At 43.5% G+C, this 24,761-nt stretch carries 17 protein-coding genes; 5 read left to right on the top strand and 12 right to left on the bottom strand.

The window, feature by feature from the left end:
- Positions 1–31 precede the first annotated feature (31 nt).
- Complete coding sequence (locus DSM107010_RS23970) at positions 32–691, bottom strand: pentapeptide repeat-containing protein (protein ID WP_158631854.1); 660 nt, start codon at positions 689–691, stop codon at positions 32–34.
- 453 nt (positions 692–1,144) lie between these two features.
- Between DSM107010_RS23970 and bchB the strand changes: the two genes are divergently transcribed.
- The 5 genes from bchB to DSM107010_RS23995 all read left to right on the top strand — a co-directional run bounded on the left by bchB (position 1,145) and on the right by DSM107010_RS23995 (position 10,011).
- Entirely contained in the window at positions 1,145–2,671 is a 1,527-nt protein-coding gene (gene bchB, locus DSM107010_RS23975; RefSeq protein WP_015152349.1) for a ferredoxin:protochlorophyllide reductase (ATP-dependent) subunit B, read from the top strand.
- 121 nt (positions 2,672–2,792) lie between these two features.
- The gene (gene glyS, locus DSM107010_RS23980; protein ID WP_106166046.1) at positions 2,793–4,949 is read left to right on the top strand and encodes a glycine--tRNA ligase subunit beta; all 2,157 of its coding nucleotides are present in this window, start codon (positions 2,793–2,795) and stop codon (positions 4,947–4,949) included.
- Positions 4,950–5,630: 681 nt separating this feature from the next.
- Positions 5,631–7,100 carry a glycoside hydrolase family protein gene (locus tag DSM107010_RS23985; protein WP_015152346.1) on the top strand — a complete coding sequence of 490 codons (1,470 nt, stop codon included), beginning with the start codon at positions 5,631–5,633 and terminating at the stop codon, positions 7,098–7,100.
- A gap of 148 nt (positions 7,101–7,248) precedes the next feature.
- Positions 7,249–8,775 carry a glycoside hydrolase family protein gene (locus DSM107010_RS23990; protein ID WP_106166047.1) on the top strand — a complete coding sequence of 509 codons (1,527 nt, stop codon included), beginning with the start codon at positions 7,249–7,251 and terminating at the stop codon, positions 8,773–8,775.
- 165 nt (positions 8,776–8,940) lie between these two features.
- The gene (locus DSM107010_RS23995; RefSeq protein WP_015152344.1) at positions 8,941–10,011 is read left to right on the top strand and encodes a glycosyltransferase family 4 protein; all 1,071 of its coding nucleotides are present in this window, start codon (positions 8,941–8,943) and stop codon (positions 10,009–10,011) included.
- A 98-nt stretch (positions 10,012–10,109) separates the two neighbouring features.
- Here DSM107010_RS23995 and DSM107010_RS24000 read toward each other — a convergent pair whose 3' ends face one another.
- From DSM107010_RS24000 to DSM107010_RS24050, 11 genes are all read right to left on the bottom strand, one after another.
- Positions 10,110–11,546 carry an O-antigen ligase family protein gene (locus DSM107010_RS24000; protein WP_015152343.1) on the bottom strand — a complete coding sequence of 479 codons (1,437 nt, stop codon included), beginning with the start codon at positions 11,544–11,546 and terminating at the stop codon, positions 10,110–10,112.
- Between the two features lie 85 nt (positions 11,547–11,631).
- Positions 11,632–12,588, bottom strand: a complete 957-nt coding sequence (locus tag DSM107010_RS24005) for a glycosyltransferase family 2 protein (RefSeq protein WP_106166048.1) — start codon at positions 12,586–12,588, stop codon at positions 11,632–11,634.
- A gap of 27 nt (positions 12,589–12,615) precedes the next feature.
- On the bottom strand, positions 12,616–13,596 hold the full coding sequence (locus DSM107010_RS24010; protein ID WP_106166049.1) for a glycosyltransferase family 2 protein: 981 nt from the start codon (positions 13,594–13,596) through the stop codon (positions 12,616–12,618).
- Between the two features lie 16 nt (positions 13,597–13,612).
- Positions 13,613–14,734, bottom strand: a complete 1,122-nt coding sequence (locus tag DSM107010_RS24015; RefSeq protein WP_015152340.1) for a hypothetical protein — start codon at positions 14,732–14,734, stop codon at positions 13,613–13,615.
- Positions 14,735–14,839: 105 nt separating this feature from the next.
- Complete coding sequence (locus DSM107010_RS24020) at positions 14,840–16,165, bottom strand: lipopolysaccharide biosynthesis protein (RefSeq protein ID WP_015152339.1); 1,326 nt, start codon at positions 16,163–16,165, stop codon at positions 14,840–14,842.
- A gap of 298 nt (positions 16,166–16,463) precedes the next feature.
- Positions 16,464–17,291, bottom strand: coding sequence for a heterocyst development glycosyltransferase HepC (gene hepC / locus DSM107010_RS24025; protein ID WP_041462311.1), 828 nt, complete (start codon positions 17,289–17,291; stop codon positions 16,464–16,466).
- A gap of 447 nt (positions 17,292–17,738) precedes the next feature.
- Positions 17,739–18,914 carry a glycosyltransferase family 4 protein gene (locus DSM107010_RS24030; RefSeq protein WP_181246277.1) on the bottom strand — a complete coding sequence of 392 codons (1,176 nt, stop codon included), beginning with the start codon at positions 18,912–18,914 and terminating at the stop codon, positions 17,739–17,741.
- Positions 18,915–19,948: 1,034 nt separating this feature from the next.
- Positions 19,949–21,184 carry a glycosyltransferase gene (locus DSM107010_RS24035; protein ID WP_199755713.1) on the bottom strand — a complete coding sequence of 412 codons (1,236 nt, stop codon included), beginning with the start codon at positions 21,182–21,184 and terminating at the stop codon, positions 19,949–19,951.
- A gap of 132 nt (positions 21,185–21,316) precedes the next feature.
- On the bottom strand, positions 21,317–22,093 hold the full coding sequence (locus tag DSM107010_RS24040) for a PIG-L deacetylase family protein (protein WP_015152334.1): 777 nt from the start codon (positions 22,091–22,093) through the stop codon (positions 21,317–21,319).
- 171 nt (positions 22,094–22,264) lie between these two features.
- Complete coding sequence (locus DSM107010_RS24045; RefSeq protein WP_106166051.1) at positions 22,265–23,269, bottom strand: NAD-dependent epimerase/dehydratase family protein; 1,005 nt, start codon at positions 23,267–23,269, stop codon at positions 22,265–22,267.
- A 30-nt stretch (positions 23,270–23,299) separates the two neighbouring features.
- Complete coding sequence (locus DSM107010_RS24050; protein ID WP_015152332.1) at positions 23,300–24,658, bottom strand: DUF4910 domain-containing protein; 1,359 nt, start codon at positions 24,656–24,658, stop codon at positions 23,300–23,302.
- Positions 24,659–24,761 lie beyond the last annotated feature (103 nt).

Raw genomic sequence — 24,761 nt, forward strand, 5'->3', positions numbered from 1 at the left:
GACTATTGTGTGTGTATTTTGAGCATAGGTCTCAGTTTTCTTTTTGGCTAGTTTTTCTCATCGAACTCACGTAATTCAAGTCTGCTCTGTGGTCGGGGTTGAGGTTTACACCCTCTAGGTCTGCGCCTCGAAAATCAATACCGCTTAAACTAACGTCTCTAAAGTCAATTTCTTTTAGATTAAATTCTCGCGCTCCTTGATTAACAATTTTCCAAATGAGACGATATCTCGGATCTAATTTTGTCTGTTCGTTAATGATACTGCCTTTGAGTTTTGTTCGATTATCAAATTTAGCGCCTGTCAGATCGGCATCAGACAAATTTGTATGACTTAGATCGGAACCCTTTAAGTTAGATGCTCTCAGATCGGCTTTGCTAAAGTTAGCATTGCTTAAATTGCTATCAGTGATTCTAGTATGACTTAGATTTGCTCCACTAAAGTTTGCATAACTAAAATCGGCTGGTCTTCTACTCACCCATACACGAGTAGAAGTAGAAGCACCTTGTAAATTAGCAAAACTTAAATTAGCATGACTCAAATTAGCACCATCTAATTGAGCTTTGCTAAGATCTGCTCTTGTAAGATTTGCGTATTTTAGATTTGCATACTTCAAATCGCATCCCGAACACTGTTTAGTTAACCGTAACCCAAGCACGGCTAATGGATCGCCACCTCCAAAAGCCTTGTTCAAGTAATATACAGAATAAATTAAAAAAGATATAAATAGTATTAGCAGAACTCTGCCTAGCCAGTGTATCAGCATACTTAAAGCCAAATGAACTAGATGAGTTTATCGATTAACAAACAAAAAATTTTGCTTTAATACTAGAATAGTAAATTGCTAAAAACTAAATTCGCCCTCTATTCCACTCTAATTAGTGACACATTTACAAATTTGTCTTTTTACAGAAATGCCGGATCGGGGAGATATAGTAAGTACTAGATTGAGCAAATAAGAGGGCAGTGATTTTGCAAAATATTCACGCTCGCCTTCTAGTTGGCATCTAAATACTACAGAATATAGCTAAAGATAAAGAATCGTTGCGTAGAGCAGCAGGGGCGATCGCAATGTTTGCGACAATCAACAAACAAACGGACTTTAATATTCAACGATTCGCATTTCACAGAGGGGAGTATCGTAGATATGAAATTGGCTTACTGGATGTATGCTGGTCCCGCACATATAGGAACCTTGCGTGTCGCTAGCTCGTTCAAAAACGTCCACGCAATTATGCACGCGCCTCTAGGCGATGACTACTTCAACGTCATGCGATCGATGTTGGAGCGAGAAAGAAATTTTACCCCAGTTACAGCTAGCATTGTAGACAGACATGTCCTTGCCCGTGGTTCTCAGGAGAAGGTAGTAGATAATATCACCCGTAAAGATGCGGAAGAACACCCAGACCTGATCGTATTAACTCCTACCTGTACCTCCAGCATTTTACAAGAAGACCTACAAAACTTCGTCGAAAGAGCATCGCTGGAAGCAAAAGCTGACGTACTACTGGCGGATGTCAACCACTACCGCGTCAACGAACTACAAGCAGCCGATCGCACTTTAGATCAAATTGTCCGCTACTACATCGAGAAAGCACGCAAGAAAGGCGAACTACCTACAGCTAAAACCGAAAAGCCTTCAGTCAATATCATCGGTGTGTCTACTCTAGGTTTCCACAACCAACACGACTGCACCGAGTTGAAGCGGTTAATGGCTGACTTGGGAATCGAGGTAAATGCTGTCATTCCCGAAGGTGCTTCCGTTCACGAGTTAAAAAACTTACCCCGTGCGTGGTTTAATCTTGTCCCATATCGAGAACTCGGCTTGTTGACAGCAAATTACTTAGAGCAAGAATTTGGCATACCCTATGTCAATATTACTCCGATGGGTGTAGTCGAGACTGCTCGTTGCCTACGTAAAATCCAGCAGATTATTAACGCTCAAGGTGCTAATGTTGACTACGAAGAGTATATTAACAACCAAACTCTCTACGTATCTCAAGCTGCTTGGTTCTCCCGTTCGATTGACTGCCAAAACTTAACGGGTAAAAAAGCTGTCGTGTTTGGCGACAACACCCACGCCGCCGCCATAACTAAAATTCTCGCACGGGAAATGGGAATTCACGTTGTTTGGGCTGGAACTTACTGCAAATACGATGCTGACTGGTTCCGCGAACAGGTCAGCGAATATTGCGATGAGGTGATTATTACAGACGATCACGGCGCAATTGGAGACGCGATCGCCCGTGTCGAACCTTCTGCTATATTTGGTACGCAGATGGAACGCCATGTAGGTAAGCGGTTAGATATCCCTTGTGGCGTAATTGCTGCACCAATCCACATTCAAAACTTCCCCATCGGTTACAAGCCTTTTATGGGTTACGAAGGCACGAATCAAATTGCCGATTTGGTGTACAATTCCTTTACTCTGGGCATGGAAGACCACCTGTTAGAAATCTTTGGCGGACACGACACCAAGGAAGTAATCACCAAGGGAATATCTGCCGATACTGACTTGGCTTGGACGAGAGAAGCTCAAGCAGAACTAAATAAAATTCCTGGCTTCGTGCGCGGAAAAGTCAAGCGGAATACCGAAAAATTTGCCCGCGATCGCAATTTTACCGAAATCACTGTCGAAGTGATGTACGCCGCTAAAGAATCTGTGGGTGCGTAAGATTAGTAGGGTGCGTTAATTAATGCACCCTACCAATCGTCCATCATACCCAATAGGATTGCAGGCACGGTAAACTGTTGAAACTAGGTCTTTTATGAAGCCTCGCTCAATCTAGGGTGCTATGCCTAATTTCCTATTAGAAGTCGGAACCGAAGAACTCCCCGCCAGTTTTGTCGATAGCGCAATCGCGCAATGGCGATCGCGTATTCCCCAAAGTCTTACCAATCATAATCTTACGGCAGAAGCAATCGAAGTTTACGGTACTCCCCGCCGCCTCGCCGTACTCATCAAAGGTCTACCATCGCAACAACCAGACCGAGACGAGGAAATCAAAGGACCACCCGCGCAAGCTGCATTTAAAGACGGGAAACCCACAAAAGCTGCTGAAGGCTTTGCCAAAAAGCAAGGGGTAGAATTAGATGCTTTAGAAATTCGTCCTACGGATAAAGGCGAGTTTGTGTTTGTCCGCGTCTCTTATCCAGGTCGTCCTGTCGCAGAAATCTTGTCTCAACTCGTCCCTGAGTGGATTTTCGGCTTAGAAGGGAAGCGGTTTATGCGTTGGGGAGACGGCGATTTAAAGTTTTCCCGTCCGATTGTGTGGTTGGTCGCTTTATTAGATACAGAAGTCTTACCAATTCAAATTGAAAATAGTTCCGAAATAATTAAAAGCGATCGCATTTCGTGGGGACACCGCGTTTTACATCCTGCCACAGTTTCCATTCCCCAAGCCACTGATTATGTCTCTTGCTTGCGTTCTGCTTTTGTCGATGTCGAGGTCGAACAGCGCAAAGCAAAAATTGAAGCACAAGTCAATGCGATCGCGCAACAATTAAATGGTAGCGTTACGATCTATCCCGAATTATTAGCAGAAGTGACGAATTTAGTTGAATGGTCTACTGCTGTAGTCGGAAAATTCGACTCAGAATTTTTGAACTTACCTCCAGAAGTGATTACTACGGTAATGGTAAGCCACCAACGATATTTTCCCATATTTCAGGTAGGGGCGCACAGCCGTGCGTCTCTACTACCGAATTTTATTACTATTTCTAATGGAGATCCTGCTAAATCGGATATTATTGCCGCAGGTAACGAACGAGTGATTCGCGCCAGGTTAGCTGACGGACAATTTTTCTACAAAACCGATTTGGCAAAACCTTTAGAAAGCTATTTACTGCAACTGGAAAAAGTTACATTTCAAGAAGATTTAGGCTCAGTTGGCGACAAAGTTGGACGCATTATTAGTATCGCGCAGCAAATTAACGAACAGTTGCAAGTAAGCCAACAAGAACGCCACCAAATCGAACGCGCTGCTAGCTTGTGTAAAGCAGATTTAGTCACCCAAATGGTGTTTGAGTTCCCAGAATTGCAAGGCGTAATGGGACAAAAATATGCTATAGAAAGTGGTGAATCGGAAACCGTAGCTACAGCTATCTTTGAACATTATCTACCACGTAATGCAGGCGATCGCCTACCTGAAACTTTAGCAGGTCAAGTTGTCGGAGTTGCCGATCGCCTCGATACCATAGTCAGCATTTTCGGCTTAGGAATGCTACCTACAGGTTCCTCCGATCCTTTTGCTCTGCGCCGTGCGGCAAATGCGATCGTTTCCATTATATGGGCGGCTAATTTATCAATTAATCTTTACCAATTATTAGAGCAAACGGCAAGAGATTTTATTAAAACTTATGCCAAAACTAGTATGGAGACGTTAAACGCATCTCTACAGGAATTTTTCATTCAAAGAATTCGCACGCTATTACAAGAAGAACGAAGTATCGACTACGATTTAGTCAATGCCGTACTGGGAGAAAGCGATGCTGAATACAGATTACGGGCATTACAAGACTTATTAGATGTACGCGATCGCGCTCTTTTCTTACAATCTATTCGTAATAACGGCACTCTAGATAAAATCTACGAAACCGTCAACCGTTCCACCCGTCTCGCGGCTCAAGGAGATTTAGATTTCACGCAGTTGCAGCCAGAAAACTTAGTCAAGCCAAAACTTTTTCAAAAATCTTCCGAGCAAGCTTTCTACGATGCTTTATTGCAACTCGTTCCCCAAACTCAAGCCGCTAGAGAATCGCGGAACTATCAACAATTAGTAGATGCTTTGATTCAAATTGCTCCTACTGTTAGCAATTTCTTCGATGGAGAACAAAGCGTTTTAGTTATGGATGCCGATCCAGAAATTAGGCGCAATCGCTTGAATCTACTCGGTTTACTTCGCAATCATGCTCGCGTGTTGGCAAATTTTGGCGAAATTGTAAAGAACTAAAACATTAGGCGATCGCTCGATTAAGTTAGTAGCGATCGCAAATTTACAAGATTTTACTATGCTTTGTACGGATGCAGAGCCTAAATTTTTTTATTTTAATAAATTCCAAGATTGTATTCTTACAATTTTAAAATTTCAAGATAGCTATAACTATATTTCCAGTGAGATTGCTCAATAATATGCTCTGCATCCCTCGATTTAACAGTATTTTCACTAGTAGTATTTTTACGATAAAAGTTATATAAAACAAGGCTATCGGGGAAATCTCGGCTAGTAGGTAGATCAGTAAAATTCCTCTTGAATCCACATCTGAGTAAGCCTACTTTAGTTGTAGATTGGTCATGTAAAGCTCTTGTAAAGCATTCTGCTTTTTTCAGAAACTTCATTACCAAGTCCAAGTGTAATGACTTAAATTCTTTCCATTTCACTACACTGCTCTATTGCATAACCATACTGAAATAGTTCTTTCTTTAACTACTGGAAAAGCTATTTGCATAAAGCGCTGCTTCACTTTCCTTAGCCAGCTAACCCTTCCCTCTAGCTTGCCAATCTTGCAGCGCGATCGCCAGCAATAAAGCAGCTTTCTGCACGATTGACTTCTCGTCTACTCAAACCGCATTGAGTAGCAGATGAAGTGCGATCGTCAACTCGTGCTGCATTAATTCCATTTAGAGGTAAACAATGAAATTCTACCAGAAACTACAAAACATAGCTCCAAAAAAGTTATCAGAACGACAAGCTAAATCGTCTAAGTCAATTGTTTCAGTATTAATTGCTTCAGCTCTCCTCTACACGTTGCCAGCAGCAGCCTTGACAAGTTTTCTGGGCATGAATAACGGCACTGGCTACAACATGGACTCAGGATACGTCGATCGCTCCATCCAACACACCAAAAACCTGGGATTAGAAGTCGTCCGTATGGGTATGGATAGCGTTTGGGGTAATACGGAGGGTGCAGGGTTTCATTGGTCGGGCAGAGATATGGTTGTCGATAAATATCGCAATGCTGGACTCAAAATTCACGCCGTGTTATCAGCACGGATGCACGTCAATCGAGACGGTAACTACGAGAAATGGAAAGCAAACTTCCGCTATTTTACTCGTAACGTCATGATGCGCTACAAAGGCAAAATCTTTTACTACATCATCGATAACGAACCCGATCTCGACTATGGCAACGGTAAAATGTCAGCTCAAGAATGCGTTGACATGACTCGGATTGCCTACGAAACAGCCAAATCCATCGATCCTAATATTAAAATTGAGTCGCCACCCGTGATGGGAATTGAATCCGGTCTGCTCAATGAGATGTTAGATCGCGGCATCGATAAGGTCAGCGACTATATCGGCTTGCACGCCTATGGCGGACAGATTTCCGAGAATCGTCTCGGTCATCCTTGGAGAGTCATGGAAGCACGCGGCATCAGAAAGCCCCTTGCTATTAGCGAATCGGGATCGATTAACGAGTATTGCAACGGTTCCCAATTTGAAACCGAAGACTGTCGCCGCCGCTGGTTCCTCATGTTCGGGCTACAACTAAAAAGATTTGGTTACGACCACGCCATCCTATTCGATCTCGACGGTCACGATAGCTGGGCTGTTGCGCCAGACTTTAACCCCACGAAAGCTTATTACCAAATTAAAGATTTACGTCTAAATAAGACTTTCTCGAATGGCGGTTTTGAGTCAGCGAATAACGTTGAAAATGAGTGGACTCCTGCCGATAACAACGACGAGTGGATTTATAAAGGGACTTCACCTCATATCAACTTCGTCCAGAATGATAGCAATCAAGGAGGGCGTAACGGCAGTAAAGGCTATGTCAAGTTAGAGAGCGGTCGGGCTGGATCTGGCACGCCAATTAGAATCCGGCGAATTTTAGGCGATATGCCAAAAAACAAGAGGGTAGCAATTGGTGCTTGGGTCTATGTCAGTGGCGGAGCCTCAGCAACGCTAAAAGCTTTGGGGTATGACTTTAGAAATGGTGATGCCGAGATCTCGAAGACTTCAACTCAGAAAAACGGTTGGGAGTATTTAGAAATTACCGTTCCTATCTCCAGATATTGGGCAGTAGTCGAACTGGGAACGACGGGAACTGGCAGAGCAGGCGACTCTGTGAAGTGGGATGACGTGAGCGTCCGCGTACTCTAAGTGCGGACGTGCCATAGCTTAACCTAGATTTCTCAGCTTACCCGTGGAAAAGGCGATCGCCTTTTCACGGGTAAGTTATTATTTATGATGTTATCGTGACAGCAAAAAACTCTCAAATCGATTGCATAATAGCTCGACACTAATTGAAATGTTGAAGAGATCTAAAAAAAATTCGACTAAGTTTAAACAACCTGCTCGTCGTCGCTTGGGATTTAAGCTTTTATTGAGTGTCATTGCTGGGTTGATTATTTTTAGTTTAATTTCTATTTATCTCATTCCAAATTTATTCTCTGTCACATCTAATAAACCTCCAGCGCGATCGCCCAGCGCTAGTGTCAGAGCTACTCCCAGCGGTCCATATCTGGGAATTAATAACGGTACTGGCTATAACACCGATCCAGCATATGTGGCGCGATCGATCAAACATACGAAGGATCTAGGCTTAGGCTTAGTTCGTATGGGGATGGATGGTGTTGGTGGTAAGACGGAAGGCTCATCCTTTGATTGGTTTGCTAGAGATATCGCCGTGCAGAAGTATCTCGATGCAGGGCTGAAAATTCATACAGTTGTATCTCCTCGATTGGGAGTCGATCGAGATAGCAACTACGAGCAATGGCAAGCGAACTTCAATTATTTCGTTCGCAATGTCATGGCACATTACAAAGGTAAAATTTTCTATTATATTATTGACAATGAACCAGAATTAGACTATGGCAATGGCAAGATGTCAGCTCAAGAGTGCGTAGACATGACTCAGATTGCCTTTAAAGCTGCTAGAGCCATTGACCCGAGAATTAAGATCGAATCACCCCCAATTTCAGGAATTGAATCCCATATCCTAGATGAAATGCTCGATCGCGGCATCGATAAGGTGAGCGATTACATCGGCTTACATGCCTATGGCGGACAAATCGCCGACAATCGTTTCGGGCATCCTTGGCGATCGCTAGAAGCACACGGCATCAGAAAACCGCTTGCCATTAGCGAAGCCGGAGTCATTTCAAGCTGGTGTCCTGGTTCGGCGGCTGAGAAAGAAAACTGTCGTCGTCGGTGGTTTGCGATCTTCGGGCAACAGCTCAAAAGATTCGGTTATGACAACGCCATACTATTCGATCTTGACGGTCATGATGAGTGGGCGATCGCCCCAAATTTTAAGCCCACCACAACTTATCAGAAAATCAAAAGTATGCGTCTGAACCAACCACTCGCCAATAAAGGTTTTGAGTCTGCCAACAATCCTGAGACTGAGTGGGTACATTTTGGTGCTGGCGACATCGGCGATATGGGACCTTTACCTTACGTAACTTTCGTGCGTAACGATGCTCGTGGAGCGCACAAAGGTAAGGGTTACGTCAAATTGGATGGCACCGCAGCGGGTACGCCAGTCCGAGTCCGACGAATTGCCGGTCAGCTGCCACTAGGCAAAAAAGTGGCGATCGGTGCTTGGGCATATGTCAACGGCAATGCCAAGGCGACGCTCAAAATTCTCGGCTATGACGATCGCGACGGAGATGCAGAGATGTCAAAAACTGCCACCAAGAAAAATGGTTGGGAATATTTAGAAATCACCTTACCCATCTCCCGAGACTGGGCAGTCGTAGAGTTAGGAACTACGGGAACTGGAAAAAAAGGAGACTACGTGAAGTGGGATGATGTGACTCTCCGCACGTCCTAAGCTTGCGCATAAAACGCTCAAAAAATAGACAAATCGCAGCTACTATGGTGAAGGATTTATTTGCTTCTAGTTTATGCATAAATAACCTTCACTTTTTCAATCTTGTTCGTGCATATGGCACGCATTCATAACTTATCTGACATTGTAGAAATTGTAGGGATATAAATGCACGTACTGCATATTTTGAATCACGTGCTAGAAGCTGGTAACGGCATAGTTAACGTAGCGGTAGATTTAGCGTGTCTGCAAGCACAGGCGGGTTGCAAAGTGGGTGTGGCTTCTGCTGGGGGAGGCTATGAGAAGTTACTCATGCAACATGGTGTCGAGCACTTCAAACTAGACCAGACGAGAAAACCAATCGAGTTGATCGAAGCTGCTAGAGGTTATCGAGCCATTGTCAAAGAGTTTGACCCCAACATCGTTCATGCTCATATGATGACAGGAGTTGTCTTAGCAAGTACTTTGAGATTTCAGTCGCAATACGCTCTCGTATCGACGGTACATAACGAATTTCAGCGTAGTGCTGTTCTGATGGGTTTGGCAGATCGCGTCATTGCAGTCAGCAAGGCTGTGGCAGACTCTATGGTACGGCGTGGTATTCCAGAGCAAAAACTGCGGGTGATATCTAACGGTACGCTAGGTAGCCCTCGGACTTGCCAACTCAAAGAGTGCGTCCCCGTAACTCTAAAACACCCAGCGATCGTTACCGTGGCGGGAATGTACAAACGCAAGGGGATTGCTGAGTTAGTTGCTGCCTTTGCCCAAATTGCTGCTGATTTTCCTACAGCTCATCTTTACTTAGTTGGGGATGGTCCCGATCGCGAACTATTTGAAGCTCAAGCACGGAATACGCCTGTTAGCGATCGCATCCACTTCGAGCGGTTTCAACCACAACCGCAACGCTATTTAATGGCTGCTGACATTTTCGTACTGGCTTCCCACCGCGATCCCTCTCCTTTGGTGATTCCAGAAGCGCGGGAAGCAGGATGTGCTATTGTTGCCACTCACGTCGATGGCATTCCTGAAGCTTTGGACGGTGGGAAGGCAGGCATCTTAGTCCCAGCAGCAGACAGTCATGCTTTAGCAGCTGCTCTGACTGAATTACTGAACGAGCCGCCAATTCTCCACGCTTGGAAAGACAAAGCACGACAGAATATAGAACGTCTGACGGCGACTAGAGTTCATCAAGAAACCCTAGCAGTCTATGACGAACTTGCGATGCGTGAAGACAGTTGACAGTTATCAGTGAAGAATGGGGTGTGGGGTGTGGGGAGAATTCGCAAGCGCGGAATTCAGAATTAATCGATCGGTGGTCGCTGGTCACTGGTCACTGGTCACCGATCCCTACTCCCTACCATATTCGTTGACTGCGATCGCTTCTGCTGCTGGTAGTAGTTACGTGCTGCCAAACACATAGCCACAAAGCACCAAAAAACCATACCCGCAAGCGAAACTATGGTATTTCCCAGTGGCATCTGAACGAGAACGCCAATACTAATGGCACGGGCAGCACTAGCAAAAGAGTCCAACCGCAGTTCGGAATTTTGCAGCAGCGTATAGATAATGAGAACAATGCCCCCCAAGTAGGGGATCGCACCAAACCAGCCCAGGGTGAAGAATAAATCGAGAACGCCACTGTCGAGGATAACTTGTTCTAACTGACCTTCACTGTTAGTAGCGTACATCCCTCCCAACCCTTTACCGAGAAAATCAGATAGGGCAAGATTGAGTTGTTGCTCGTAGGTAGCAGCGCGATCGTTAGCACTGGTATCTTTTTGAATCTCTGAAAAGGACTGTAAGCGAGTATTAATGACTTCCGAGAAAGGCTCGATCGTTGCCAACGGGATCACGCACACAGACATCACTAAGATGGAAATAATTAATCGTCGCTGTAGGCGTGCTTTCATGGAAGTCAGCAAGGTGATAAGTGCCACTAGCCACCCGCCCCATGCTGCTCTTACTGCCGATAGCAGAAAAGCCAAATACCCCCCTACAGAAGCAGGGATACGCAAAGTTCCTTTCGTGTTAAATAACAACACCAGACCCGCCATCATTGCCACGGCAAAAGGAAAGGGCGAATGCATGGTACTAAACACGCGAATGCCAAGTGGTTCTGGTCTGCCATTTGTCACCAATTCTGTTTCAATAATCCAGAACCGATCCCACATTGGTGCAACTAAGTATTGCACGACACCATAGACACCGGAAACTAGCACGCCCCAAAGGAAAGTCTGCTGAATTATCTTGCTGAGCTTGGGATAATCGCGCCAGTTGATAAATAGATGGAAGCCAAACAGGATTGGCGTGAACCAGTCCAGACTCGCTCGCGTTGCTGCCATAGGCGAATTCTTCACCAATCCGATTAGAAAACCATAGAGTACGGCAACAAAAGCCAAGATCAAGGGTAAGCCGCCTTGACGATATGCTTTAGGTAAATAGCGGATGAGAGTAATCCCGCTTAGCAACGAGACGAGAAAAGGCGTGACCAGCATTAAACGCTGTGCATCCCAGCCGCTCTTAAAATCGACGATGCGAGCAAGCAACGGCGTGAGAAACCAAATCCACCAAGTAAAGCTGACGTAAAAGACAGGATAGCGAAAATAGAGAAACGCACCCACAACAAAAGCACTTAGGGGAAAAGCATAGCGGGCGATCCCGCTAGCAGCAACCAGGCACAGTGCTGTAATCAGTGAAAATCCGATAATTGCCATCCAAGCTGGCGCTGGTTGCAATCCGAAAGTAGGAGTTGAAAGTGTTTGCTTAGAGTTCACCTAATAGCATCTCCATGATGACAGCATTTAAACCAAGGCAGATTTCTCAATTGATAATTACGAATTACGAATTACGAATTACGAATTACAAATGCTGCGCCCATACCTCTGAGGAGCGATCGCCATTGCTCCAAGTTAACCACGCTTGCCAGCGCCCGTGCATGGAGGCAAGCCACTTTTGCCAAGCTAATTTTCTTTGACTCGGTAAGAACCGCAATAACTGTACTAAACCCCAAGCATCTCGCGTTCCTACCAAAACCGCCCAGATCGCGAAGGCTGTTCGCCGTATCGGGCTTAAATGTTCCAGCAAAGATAAGGTTTCATTATATGTCATGTTGCTAAAAGCAATTGCATTAAACTGGTTGCGCCGATCTTCATCAAACCGCTGCCCGAGGTAGTGATCGACGACAATCGCGGGATCGTAAATCAGCTTCCAGCCAGCCCGTTTTAGAGTTAGGCACAACATCAATTCGTGATGTACCTGCGCCCCCGTACCCCGCATCCGCTCATCAAAGCGAATATGAGCGATCGCCGAACGCCGATAACTGGAGTTTACCCCTTTCAGTATGTCAACTTCACGGGCATTTCCTACGCCAAGATGGTGGTTGCCAATTGCCCGTCCGAACCACTGCAATCGACCCACTACATGAGATTGACCTTCGACGAGCTGCGTTCCGTAGTGCATTCGATCGCGTCCGCCAACACCACCCACTTTCTCATCTGCTAAATAGTGAGCTTCTATCCGCTCCAGCCAATCGGCGTGAGGTGCGGCATCGTCATCGGTAATGGCAATAATCTCTCCTTTTGCCACATCAACGCCTGCATTCATGGCTGCTACTACCCCTGGTACGCCTACCTTGACAGTGCGTATCGGTAAAGCATGAGGGTCTAATTCTGCTAGTAGTTGCCAAGTTTCCGTATCGCTATCGCGGACGACCACCAGCACCTCATCCGCCGGTCGAGCTTGCTGTTGTAAAGCTACTAAACAGCGTGCCAAGTCTTGCGAACGGCGATAAGTAGGTATCAAAACAGAAATCATCATGACTTGCTAACTCCACGACTCACCCGATTAGACTTTTAATAGCTTGACGATTGACCCAGGCGTAAAGCTCAGGGTCAGTGCAGCTACACTACGCAAATTTAATTGGTATTGGATTGCTTTCCAGAAATGGGGGCGTGCTGCCGCAATTTGTCCAGACCGCATCAGACCAATTCCCAAAGTCGTGTGAGATTGTGCTAATTTGGCTCTAAAATACGGGCGAAATTTTTGTAAACGCTCATCTGCGATGAATTGCTCGTAACAAAAAATTCCTGCTTTACCCGTGCGAATCTTCGCCTGCACGTTTTTTTTGCCGCTGATTTGCGTCTCTGATTGGGGGTGAATGCGGTAGCGCGTCAATCTTTCGGGATAGTAGTAAGCACCCTTACCAGATCGACAAGCAAGATACGCCAAGTAAAGATCCCAAAACAATCCTACTTCCAGCGGGATGCTATCCCAATCGATCGCATCTCTACGGATGACAGTTGCTAGGGCGATGAATACGGACTGATCGACCACACTCAACTCGTAAAAAGGTTGATAAACTCCTTCTTTAAGCCGCGATCGCTGCCAATACCGCGTAGTTTCCTCAGTTTTTAGATAATCGATTTTATCCTCTGAGTCAATCACGTAATGATCGCAAAAAGCGACAACCAAATCTGGATTAGCATCGAGATACGGTACGAGTTTTGCTAAATAATCTTCATTCCACAGATCGTCATCATTTAAACTCGCAACATACTTGCCTTGTGCTTCTTTAAATGCACTCGTGACATTTAATGCAATGCCTAAGTTCTGTGGATTGCGGCGTAACCGAATTCGGGAGTCTTGAAACTCGTCAATAATTGCTTGAGGATTGTCAGGACTGCAATCGTCAGATACGATGATTTCGATATTCCGATATGTTTGGCGTACCGCACTCGCGATCGCTTTTCTCAAGTATTCTGGGCGATTGTAGGTAGGAATAATAACACTAACTAACGATTCTGGCGCTGTTATATTAGTAGACATAGCTGGTTAATAATTATTATAATTTTTCGCTGACTGTATTCAGAAAGCGTAACGCTGTAGGTACGGGGCTGTAATTTTCTAGCGCCCACTGTCTGCCTTCAATAGATATCTTTTCTAAAATTTCTGGTTCGCTGGCTATTCTATCCACAGCTAGTTTGATATTGCTCAGATCGATCCCAATGTAGTGTCGCCAGTTTTCTGGCATGACCGGAATCATAAAACCGTACTTGTCAAAATCCTCGCGCACGCTAACGCATCCTGCTGCAAGAGACTCCCAGTAACGCCAGTTATCCCAATCTGTAATTCGATTTGATTTCCACTCCAATTTGCTGAGAATTTTTTTGAGCAAACGACTTGTTGCCGTAGAAGGATCGCGAGGTACAGGAGTGACAAAAAAGCCACCAAAACAGGCGCAAGCAGCGTAATCTTTTAAACTTTGGAAATAACCTGGCGAATGTCTTCTCCCTGTTTGCGACCAATTCATGTAGTGATAAGGCTCTGTAGAAAAGTTATCCAGACCTTCAACGACATTATTAACTGGTAGAGCCGCATCGATTTGAGGCAGCAGTTCTTTACGAACTATTCGCCTGACAGAGTGCTTAATTTTGTGCGGTTCTCTAAAGTTCACTAATAATTGTCTTTTTCTTGCCTGGATCGGTAGAATGTTTTCTAATTCTCGCAACATCCGGCTAGATATTCCCTGCGCCCAAGGGTGAATATTGCCGGGATATTTAAAGTAACGGTTACAACTAACTTTAAAAATAAAATCGAACTGGCGAAATTCGGGTTTGTAAGCGTGCGTTTTACTACCATCATCGCTGTCTAGATAGACAGTAATATATTTTCGATTGGGATGAAATAAATGTTGTGGAAAAGGCTTATTTGCCACTTGAAACCAATCTTGATTGAGGACAACAATTGAGCAGTCATCTGGTGTAATTTCAGGGTCGTGGCGAAACAGGTACTCTTCTGTCTCTGGAGCTAGCCGCCAATAGTTGATATTGGCGTAAGCATCTATTCCTAAAGTTTTTAATCCATCACCCAAGCAAATCATCGTGTGGGGATAGCCTGTTTTTTCAGGAGTATCCGGTGGAATGCAATAAAAATAGACTTTGCCACTAAAATTGGTCGATTGCATTCAGATGCCTCCAGTTATGCAACTTATCTCTTGTCGAGGGTCTTTTACTAAGCATAATTTATACCTTATAATCGGTCGCGATCGCGGGAACAATTTGAGCCATCCTCACTGATGAAAAAATACCTGCCGTAAAAAATCTATATCATTTCTAGTCGCAATCAAACTGGGAGGACGTACTTTCAAGAGTAGTGGGTAGCCGGCAAGCAAGCAAACTAGGCGAAAGATAGTCGAAATTAACAATGACCAGCCCGCACCTTCTAATCCGTAGATGGGAATGAGTATTAACAAAAGGGGTACAGTCACCAACACGCTGATTGCTTCTACAACCGTCAGCGCTCCTGGTCTACCTACAGCCATAAAAGCTTGAGCCAAAACCCAAGCTGCGCCTCCAATCGCGATCTCTGCGCTGAGAATGCGAAAAACACCAACAGCCTCGACAAATTTGTCACCATAAAGCAATTGAATCAAAAAAGGAATTGGGATTGAAACCGCTAGGGCAACGACTACAGTGACAGCCGTACTGACACGGACTGCTCGTCCCGTTAAAGCCACTACCTCTTCAATCGGACGTGCGGCAATTTTGGGTAGCAAGACGGTAATCGTCGAACTGTGGAATAAACCCAGCATTCGAGAGACACTCAAAGCTAGCGTATACAGACCCATCGAAGCAGGAGATAGCATAGTCACCACTAATGCTTGATCGATCTTCTCGGCTAGAGTTCCTAGTAAGTTCATGCCATAAGCACGAATGCCGTAACCGACTAGCAATCGATAGGCACTGCCTAACCCTTTCCAACGGGGGTGAAAGCGCTGCCATAAGTATCTCCACATCCAAAAAAATAGAGGTAACCCAGGAATGCTGTAGGCTAGAGCAGCCGTCAAAGGAGTCAGCCACTCGGTCAACGCTAATGCGCCCAAAATAGCTAGAGTAAATAATGGTTGTAGGGAACGAAGTTGATTGACAAAGGTAAATTCTTGGTTTGCTTCTAGGATTGAGAAAAAAATTTCTGTTAAAAGGACGATCGGAGCTAGGATCATGTACCATTGGGCAAAGCGAATCACATCTGCCGAGTACTGTGGAAGGAACCTTGGCATGAATACGATGCCGAGCGTCATGGCAAACAAACCCAGTACCATGCTTAATCCGAGAGCTGCTGAAAAAAGTTCCGATTCTTTTTCTGGGTGACGCTTGAAGTTGTATTGTATGGCGGATGGTAAACCCAACATTAAGAGGTAAGCTAAAAACTGAGGCCAAAGGGCGATCGCATTATATTCACCTCTTCCTTGCGGCTCCAAGGCTCTAGATGTAATGATTCCAGTCCCCATGTTGGCGGCTAGCACGAGTATCCTTGCCATGACTGTCTGCAAGGTCGCAGCAGTAGAGCTACGTCCGTTCAAAACCCACTGAACTCGACTTCTGATTGCTTTCATTTACTAAACTCCAAACCATCAGTACTCGATACTCGATCTGGGTTTATGGCTTGCTGTTGAAGCGATCGGTATTGCAGCTCAGAATAGGATTTTCCCATCCTAGCTGGTTCAATCCATCCGAATGTATCTATTCTCATGTTGCTATTAGAGCTTGGTTGATCGCTGTGCTAGCTGCTAGCTAGTAGCTAACAGATCGAAATTGTATATGAACTGAAGATTCAGTTGTGTATTTTCTGACAACACCTAAATCAAAAACTGCTAAACAAACAACTATTGGTGCTTAGTGCTTGTACTCCACTCATACCGAGTGCAGTTTTTCTATGCTGCGTTCGGACTGTGGTTCTTGGTGTCGCGCTTCTAAAAGTTGCTTTTTGTCAAGTGCTTTTTTGTCTAAACTCAGCCTTACCAACTGCTCCAAAGTCAGATAGCGTCGTTCGACAATCCCGATCTCTCCTCGCAAAGCATTGAATAGCTTCGGCAGTCTATCGAAATGATATTTACGCAGCCATCGATCCACATCTTCGAGTCGAAAGCGTCCGTAACGCTCCAGCAGACTTTTCGACTCGTGCTGTGCGTCGTTTTCTCGTAGTCTAGAATTGGCTGTTGCGATTAATTGAAATTTGTATAGTCTGAATAGCTTACCTTGCTGGCTCACGTACCACTGCCGATCGCAGGTGAATGGGTTTGGCGATCGCCAGCAGGATATGCAGAGCAATGCGAGTAGTGCAGGACTGAGCAATAAAATTAACAGAGCCGCGATCGCTCGGTCGAGCAGCTCCTGCAATCTCCCACCCATCAGATTTTGTCGCTTTGCTCTTTTGAGTTGAGGTGGTAGGCGCAGAAATGCTGTTTTGTTTGTTTGAGCGCACGCATCAGCCCATAGTTCGATCTCTGCCTCCCCAAGATTGGGATCGAGGCATACTCCCTTTAATGATGACAGCTTTAAACGGTCTACCAACCATTCCTGACTGTCAAGGCTAGAGAGATACATTTTTCTTGTTGATGCTAAATTTACAACCAGATATTGTTGTCGCCACCTCAGTTTATAGCGCAAAATTTGATTAGTTTGGCGCTCTCGCTCGATAGTAGAGCTATTAGGCATAATTCCAGCTTTAGATGTTGACATGTAACGGCTATAGTGTTTCAATTCCCCAAGCAGGGATGAGATCCAGAATTAAATGCAAATTGGCATCTCTAATAGAGATATGTATTTGCTTACAGGCGAATTGACTTACAAATCAATCTGTTCAAGTATTTTCAAGAGTATGACCTCAACTTGTGTAAACTGGCAATTAAAAAGTTTTAGATTTGTATGTCTTAAATTAAGATGACACGTTGAACTTACGTGATTTCGGAAACGATCGAGCAAATTTATACTTATGTTATGCAAAATCCCCTAAAACCACCACGATATTAGCCAGCTTTCACTGTTTCTTTACAGTCAATACTCGAACTATATAAAACTTTTATAAAAAATATATAAAGCCTACGCGATACCACTAATCCTTTCGATTAGCAAGTACTAACTTTCCTAGAGCAGAACTTAAAAATTTGAGGTTGAATAATTGGCACATTATCTTAACAAGACTTGGCGCACTTGTAATACAATTTTCTGCCAATCAAAATGAGTTGCAGCATACTGTCGACAAGCATCTCTAGAAGGTAACGAACTTGGGTCGGTCAGTAATTCCGCTAATCTCCAAGCGATCGCAGTTGCCTCGCTTGTATCAGTAATTAATTCTGGTGAAAACGGAGCTAAAATTTCTGGCATTCCGCCTATAGGAGTACATAACACGGGAGTACCGCAAGCAAGAGATTCTAAAACTGTTAAACCAAAACCTTCCAATGATTGGCTGGGCATGACACAAAGATCTGCTGCTTGGTAAGCAATCGGTAATTGCTCGTCTGGTAAAAAACCTAGAAATTTTACGTGTTCTTGTAGTTCCATCTCTGCGACTTGTTGTTCTAAAACTGGTTTGAGCGGTCCTTTACCAGCTATAGCCAACCAGACATCAGGAATTTTTGGCTTGATTTGTGCCAGGGCTAGCAGTAACTTGTCTAAACCCATGCGGTGAACCAAGCGACGGGGCGCGAATAGAATCAATCGTTCTGAAGGAAAGTTTAAATGTGTCCGAGCTTGTTGCCGCGATAAGTTGGGCTGAAAGCGTTGTAAGTCAACCCCACCTGGAATGGTATTAATTTTGTGCCACGGAACTTGATATGTTTGATGCAAAATCTCGCCAAAGGCACGGCTGAGAACGATAAAGCGATCGCAACGACGATAAACTGTTTTTTCTACTAAGTGCTTTTTTAATAACACGCTCAGTTGACTGCCGCCTTCCTGAGCGCTTTCTAATGCCCAGGGACCGTGAAAAGTAAACGTCACTGGTACGTTCTTAGGTAAGTTCTGCAACAATGGCAAACTGTACAGCGCGAAATTTAGGTTAATTGCATCTGGTTTTTGCAGTTGCCGCTCGGCAAAGTTGCAACGGGTTGACCACAATCGCTTCCAGAGGGGACGGTCGGGTGCAGCTAAATTGACTAACTCTACTGCTGAGTTATCTAGTATTGGCAAACCCAGACCATATAGGGTAACGCGATCGCCTGCCGCAGCTAGATGATGCGTTAGTTCGTATACGTAGCGGTCTAGTCCTCCTGGCGCGTGCGGAAACCACCCCATACCAACGCAGTCAATACGTGCAGGTGTAGCTACAGAGTTATCTTGTTTTGGCAAACGATCTGATATCATCTAAGCCCATGACCAAATTAACAATTAATATTACGCTCTAGCGAGAGCCTTTACGCCTGCTGCCGTCACATTTTGGCACTTACAAGCTAGTGTGGCGCAATCCAACCTAGCATGGGAAGAACTTAGCATTGTCAACCAAAGCTAACAAGTCATTTGCATATCATGTTTCTTGAGAGAGCGAGTTGCTTACGGGCGCACCAAGCTTCGGAATTGGCGATCGCGTCAAGCAAGTCAGCATTCATAGTCAATTTCAGCCTCTCAATCGGTATAAAGTCGGTATAAGCGGATTATACAGATGTGATTGCCCATCTCTCTAGCGCAAAATTCTCAGTTATAATCCCATTCTCCTTCGCAATATAGCAGATGCCTGAAATAAAATCGAAGAATTTTTCCATATTCTCCAAAGTTACTCTGCTCAAAATAATTGCTCCTAAGAAGAACAAGAATATTTGTCACTTACTATGGCAGATGTTTTAGAAAGCACCAGCATTAGCTACACAACCATAAATCGATTACGAATCGCTCACCAATTTTAATTGTATGACAATCCGCTTACCTCTTCACAAAGTCGTAGTTTTTCTCGGTGAGATAGGGTACATCTAGAGTCTAGCTATTTTGCCCTTGAGATTTTCGCGATCGCGATGAGCATGAGTTATGTCAGTTATACAAACTCTATAACTATCCTCACTTCAAAAATCGCCCGCTTATGCGGTCTAAAATAACAACCTAGATCGCCTGGGAAATTTTCGATTTATTGAGAATTATTTGCTATTCTGTTGCAGCTCGACTTCCTCTATTCAGTTATGCCTATTTCGATTTCAAGAAGCGAACCCAAAAATAGTACTAATCGATTGTCTGTTTTAGAATCTAGCGTTTTTGAGACACTTGCCTCAACAAAAAATCTTGGATTGACTGCTAAAATCCTATAAGTTGTCACTCAAGAAATAGCGATAAGCTAATTTTACCCAACCTAATTAAACTATTATTTCCCTGACTCAAAAGCTAGTTGAGATAAATTAAATAGCAGTTTCCAATTAATTTAAATCTTTAGATTTTCCAAAATTATCAATAATTTCTGTTATTACCCTACGATATTCTTGAGAATACTTCTCTCGTGTATGATTTGCCCTCACAAATTCCCACGATCGCCGTGCCATTGCCTTTAAGTCTGCTGGAGGTAGGCTAGAGATTTTCTGAATCTCTTTTTTAATCTCTTCTATGGAAGCTTCTTTTAAAATAACTCCATAATCATCTCTGATATCTACACTAGCTTCGTAAGTCACAATTGGGATTAAACCAGCGTGCATACAGGTAATTACACAACCGCCGCCACCTTCAGAACATGAAGGATAAATAATGCCAAGACAAGAATTAGCAATTTTTACAAAGTCAGAACTACTAACATCAATCCATCCATAAGTATGAATATTAGGAGTGTGATAAAGTTCTTTATAAAAGGCTTTTTCAAAATCTAATTCTTTGCTAACTGGACCGCAGATAGTTAAGTGGCAATCTGGCATTTCTGCAAAAGCTTCTAAAACTAGATCTAACCCTTTATGAACTGCTCCATTACTACCAAACCATAAAAAACGCTGGCAACAAGTAGCAAAATCTTTCTCTTCGGGAAATGGATAAATTTCAGTTGTCGAAATTGGCACGCGATATATTGGTTTGCGAGCATATTTAAAGGTATTAATAGTAAACTCATTTCCTAAAACAATAGTACAGTCTGCGTACTCAACTCCTTTATTCGGTAGCTCAAACCTGTTATTGCGTAAAGTTATACCTCTTCTTTGTTGCAAGGCATATAATCGATTGCACTCCGCCGCGTTATGAAATATGATATGGGCTGTATCAGCGTACAAAACTCTGATACAATCCCGATCGAGCAGTGGAGCTAATCTTTCTAGATTGTGCCGACTATCGATCGCGATAGAATATTTTTTTTTGGGTATGAATAAATCGTTAAATAAGGTAATAACGTCAACACAATAACCAAAATCTAACAAGATTCTCACCATCTCCACAGTTTCCCAATGATGGGTGTGCTTATTGCAAACTGCTTCAGTAGATTTGGCGAGAAATGGATCGAGGTTATATGAAATTAGAGCGTTTCCTTTGGCAATGCCTTCTGGCTTGAAAGAAGCAACTTTAATCCGATTAATTCGACCTCTAATTTTATCAAGAATAAAATTGAAGTAGTACCCCAGACGATGCAAGAATTTAGCAATCATGACTGTTCTATTGCTATCTATAATTAGAATATTCATATATCTGAACTCTGTTTTTACCTAAAAACAGAGTTGTTATTTTAGTTTACTGCGAACATTCGGGCTACTCTTTTAGTTTACCGCGAACATTATCTGTTCTTAATAACTTGTAACTATAAAGTCGAAATGACTTTATTGTTTGAAAAATAATTCGTATGGCGAAAAAAATCGTCGTAAGAAACCACGACTGAGACCGGGAATCTGCGATTGATAAGTTTCTATAGCTTGATGTTTTCGATCGCGAACGGAATTAATCGGTAGTCGATAAGCGCCGTCGAGATCTCTCCCCTGAAGTTGAAATGACAGAGGATTTTGCCAGAAGATCCAAATGGGATATTGTAGTAGCTCTATCTGCATTCCAGACTGGGCGATCGCAGTCTGGACTAGATCGTAAGTTGCTTCATGATCGGCGTGAACATCTTTGCGATGAGGAACGTACACTTCTCCTGGCGTAGTTTTCTGTAACAACTGAACGATTTGCTCGACTAAATTTTGGCGCGATTCACTGGTCAAGCTAGCCAAAGTCCCGTCGATTTGGTCGAGAAAAATAATCTCTGAATCAGCAACCCCAAGAGCATCAAGCGCAGCCTGAGCTTCTTTTTTACGCAAGCTGATAACTTCTGCCGTTTCCATACGATCGAGGAAACCATAGCGCCCGTCAGTCATAAACACGACTTTCACTGGGACTCCCTGCTGCCGTTTGAGGGCGATCGCGCCACCACAGCCTAAAGTTTCATCATCTTGGTGAGGAGCAAAAACAATTGCCGATTTCTGGCTGGGCGCTAAAGGTTTGCTTTTCCTCGCCACAATCCATAAAAATAATAAATAAGAAGTTAGATTTCTGAGGTGCAAGCCAACAATAACTTTTAGCCTATTGATAAGTTCTTGTACTCTTTGTTTACTAGTCATATTTTTTACTATTTCTGACTAACTATTTTTTACTAGCTATATCGATCGATCCCCTGTTTCAAACTTAGAATAACAAATTGCATATGCTACAACTAGCCAAGACTACGGCGATCGGTATGAATTTTTCATCCATCGGGCAATCAAGGCTAAAAGTATAGAGCTACGAGCGCTTTAAGTGCGCTCGGCTTTTGACTGCTGACGAAACCAATCAACTGTAGAAACTAAGCCTGTTTCTAGAGCAATTCTCGGCAGCCAGCCTAATTTATCTGAAGTCAAGGTTATGTTTGCTACTCGCACTTTTTCTACTGGTCGGTCGGGTAAAGCACCAAACAAAGGTTCTATTTGTGGATTAATTATTTGCGTCAGTTGTTCTACAAGCGAACGAATAGAAACTAAGTTACCCGAACCTAGATCGAAAGTGTATCCTTCAACTCCAGGTACTCTTGCTGCCGCTAGCATACCGTCAATCACATCATCAACGTAGATCCAGTCAACTTCTCGCGTACCACTGGCTAGCTTGGGAGCTTCGCCTTGGAGTAGAGATAGGGTAACGGAAGGAATAATTTTATGAATGGGTTGCCTGGGTCCGTAGGTCATAAACGGGCGCACCAGAACTACAGGTGTTTGGTAAAGATGGTGAAACATCCGGCTGTAAGCAACACTAGCCCACTTAGCAGCAGAATAGGGTGAAATTGGCGCAATTTCACCTTGTTTTGGTTCTGGTTCCTCTAACGAGCCGATCGTGACTATGCGATCGCACTGCATTTGAGTCGCAACTGTCAAGATATTGACAGTACTCACTACTAAGCTGTGAAATGTGGGCAACACCAACTCTAAACCAGCAACACCAGTAATCAGCCCAGATAAATGAAAGACTATCTGGGGCTGAATTGTCTGAAATAGATTTTGCACGACTTCTAAATCTTCCACATTGCCTTGCCACCAATGCAGTAATTCACGATCTGTCGTGCGTTCTGTGCGAGAAATAGCGTGAACTTCCGCACCATTTTGACATAGGCGATCGCACAAATGAGAACCCAAAAATCCACTCGCACCCGTGACTAAAATTTTCTTTCCCGATAATTCCGCCAGCGCTTCACTCATCTTAACTTCAACTATTTGGGCAATAGATTCATCTTCTTTGTCATAGTCTAGATCGCAGTCAGATTGACTCATCTACATATAGATGTATTTTACGAAAATTCTTTATGCTTTCATAACTGGTTCTGGCTTAGCTTTCAACAGTTCGCAGCCCGCTAGAGCATCTGCTGCTTGCTTGATGACATCAAAACTGAGTTGCGATCGCTCGGCTATGTCTAATAAACTGTATTCGCCATCAGATAAGTTGAGAACCCATAACAAAGCTAGCTCATTCACTTGTTCTTCTGCATGACCGCCTACAGCTCTGTACAGTCCTCTTTTACCGAGGCGTGGTTCGCATTTAGGATTTTGATTTAAGTAAGTGCGATTATTTTCTAATACGTGCAAAATTGACAAAAATTTGGCAAACGAATCACCTAAATACTCGGGCTGCACGAAGCTCAAATTATCTGCGGAAGTATGATATTCAGAATACTGACCGTGGGAGGATCGCATGAAACAACCTACTGGCAAATTAAACCCAGGAGAACAATATTGCCGTTCGTCGTAGCCGTAGGGAAAAAAGTCAATAACTTGATATTCCGAACCAGAGTGTTGCATGACGTGGATTGCAGCTCGATCTATCTGCGTATCACCCCGGCGACTTCTTTTATAAGTATATTTTCCTGCGTCACCTACGCCAGTAACAACTAAACCGTGAGCAATTTTATTGACATTTTGCTCGTTTAAAGCCAACCAGGTAACGGAACCAATCGTACCTGGAATAAACAGAAATCTATAAGAGTATCTTCGTTGTTGAATTTGACTGAGGTGTTTAGCTAATAATGTAGCTAATGAGATACCAGAAAGATTATCGTTACATAAAGATGGATGGCAGGTATGGCAGGAAATTAAAATTTCTTCTCGCGTTTCGCCTGGTAAATAATATTCGCCATAAGTCAAATATCCAGGTTCTAAACTCGACTCGATACAAATTTCGTATTCTTCCTCTTCCAGCGATAAAAATTGTGTGTGACTTAAGCAAAATCCCCAAGTTTCTTTGTAGTACGAAGTTCGATATGGAATGCGATCGGGATATTCTGGGAGCGTATGTAAATGTGCTTTTAATTCAGATAAGCTGACAGTTTTATGTACGGGAACGCTATAGTTCACAACGTGCAAATTGCATTCCTGAAAATCTACGATCTTCTCACCTCTTGAGTTTTTGATATATGCATCTTTAATATTCCATTCTTTTGGTATTGTCCAGTCAAAGACTTCCGTACCTGTAGGAATTTCTGCTATTTCTAGAGGAATGTGTTCTTGAAGAATTTTTAGGGTTTCTCGGACTCCATTGCCTGTAATACTACGACAAATTGGATATAACCGAGAGATCGTTTGATAAATTTGTCGTCCTATCTCGTTTGAGTTGAGGGATTTCCTTAAAGAAGATAAATTATGAATGCTCGGACTAACTTGAACCATAATTTTACTCCTACAACAAGTTTGTTACTAATTTTATATATGTATTCAAAATTATTTTAACAGGTTCTGCAAATCAGAACTATTTTCGACCAAAATGTAGAAG

It is taken from the genome of Chroococcidiopsis cubana SAG 39.79, assembly GCF_003991895.1.
GTDB classification, from domain to species: Bacteria; Cyanobacteriota; Cyanobacteriia; order Cyanobacteriales; family Chroococcidiopsidaceae; genus Chroococcidiopsis; species Chroococcidiopsis thermalis.

What these genes read in the sequence shown, in the direction of transcription:
- bchB (WP_015152349.1), top strand. Translation starts at nt 1,145, where the DNA reads ATGAAATTGGCTTACTGGATGTATGCTGGTCCCGCACATATAGGAACC.
- glyS (WP_106166046.1), top strand. Translation starts at nt 2,793, where the DNA reads ATGCCTAATTTCCTATTAGAAGTCGGAACCGAAGAACTCCCCGCCAGT.
- DSM107010_RS23985 (WP_015152346.1), top strand. Translation starts at nt 5,631, where the DNA reads ATGAAATTCTACCAGAAACTACAAAACATAGCTCCAAAAAAGTTATCA.
- DSM107010_RS23990 (WP_106166047.1), top strand. Translation starts at nt 7,249, where the DNA reads ATGTTGAAGAGATCTAAAAAAAATTCGACTAAGTTTAAACAACCTGCT.
- DSM107010_RS23995 (WP_015152344.1), top strand. Translation starts at nt 8,941, where the DNA reads ATGCACGTACTGCATATTTTGAATCACGTGCTAGAAGCTGGTAACGGC.
- DSM107010_RS24005 (WP_106166048.1), bottom strand. Translation starts at nt 12,588, where the DNA reads ATGATGATTTCTGTTTTGATACCTACTTATCGCCGTTCGCAAGACTTG.
- DSM107010_RS24010 (WP_106166049.1), bottom strand. Translation starts at nt 13,596, where the DNA reads ATGTCTACTAATATAACAGCGCCAGAATCGTTAGTTAGTGTTATTATT.
- DSM107010_RS24015 (WP_015152340.1), bottom strand. Translation starts at nt 14,734, where the DNA reads ATGCAATCGACCAATTTTAGTGGCAAAGTCTATTTTTATTGCATTCCA.
- DSM107010_RS24020 (WP_015152339.1), bottom strand. Translation starts at nt 16,165, where the DNA reads ATGAAAGCAATCAGAAGTCGAGTTCAGTGGGTTTTGAACGGACGTAGC.
- hepC (WP_041462311.1), bottom strand. Translation starts at nt 17,291, where the DNA reads ATGTCAACATCTAAAGCTGGAATTATGCCTAATAGCTCTACTATCGAG.
- DSM107010_RS24030 (WP_181246277.1), bottom strand. Translation starts at nt 18,914, where the DNA reads ATGATATCAGATCGTTTGCCAAAACAAGATAACTCTGTAGCTACACCT.
- DSM107010_RS24035 (WP_199755713.1), bottom strand. Translation starts at nt 21,184, where the DNA reads ATGAATATTCTAATTATAGATAGCAATAGAACAGTCATGATTGCTAAA.
- DSM107010_RS24040 (WP_015152334.1), bottom strand. Translation starts at nt 22,093, where the DNA reads ATGACTAGTAAACAAAGAGTACAAGAACTTATCAATAGGCTAAAAGTT.
- DSM107010_RS24045 (WP_106166051.1), bottom strand. Translation starts at nt 23,269, where the DNA reads ATGAGTCAATCTGACTGCGATCTAGACTATGACAAAGAAGATGAATCT.
- DSM107010_RS24050 (WP_015152332.1), bottom strand. Translation starts at nt 24,658, where the DNA reads ATGGTTCAAGTTAGTCCGAGCATTCATAATTTATCTTCTTTAAGGAAA.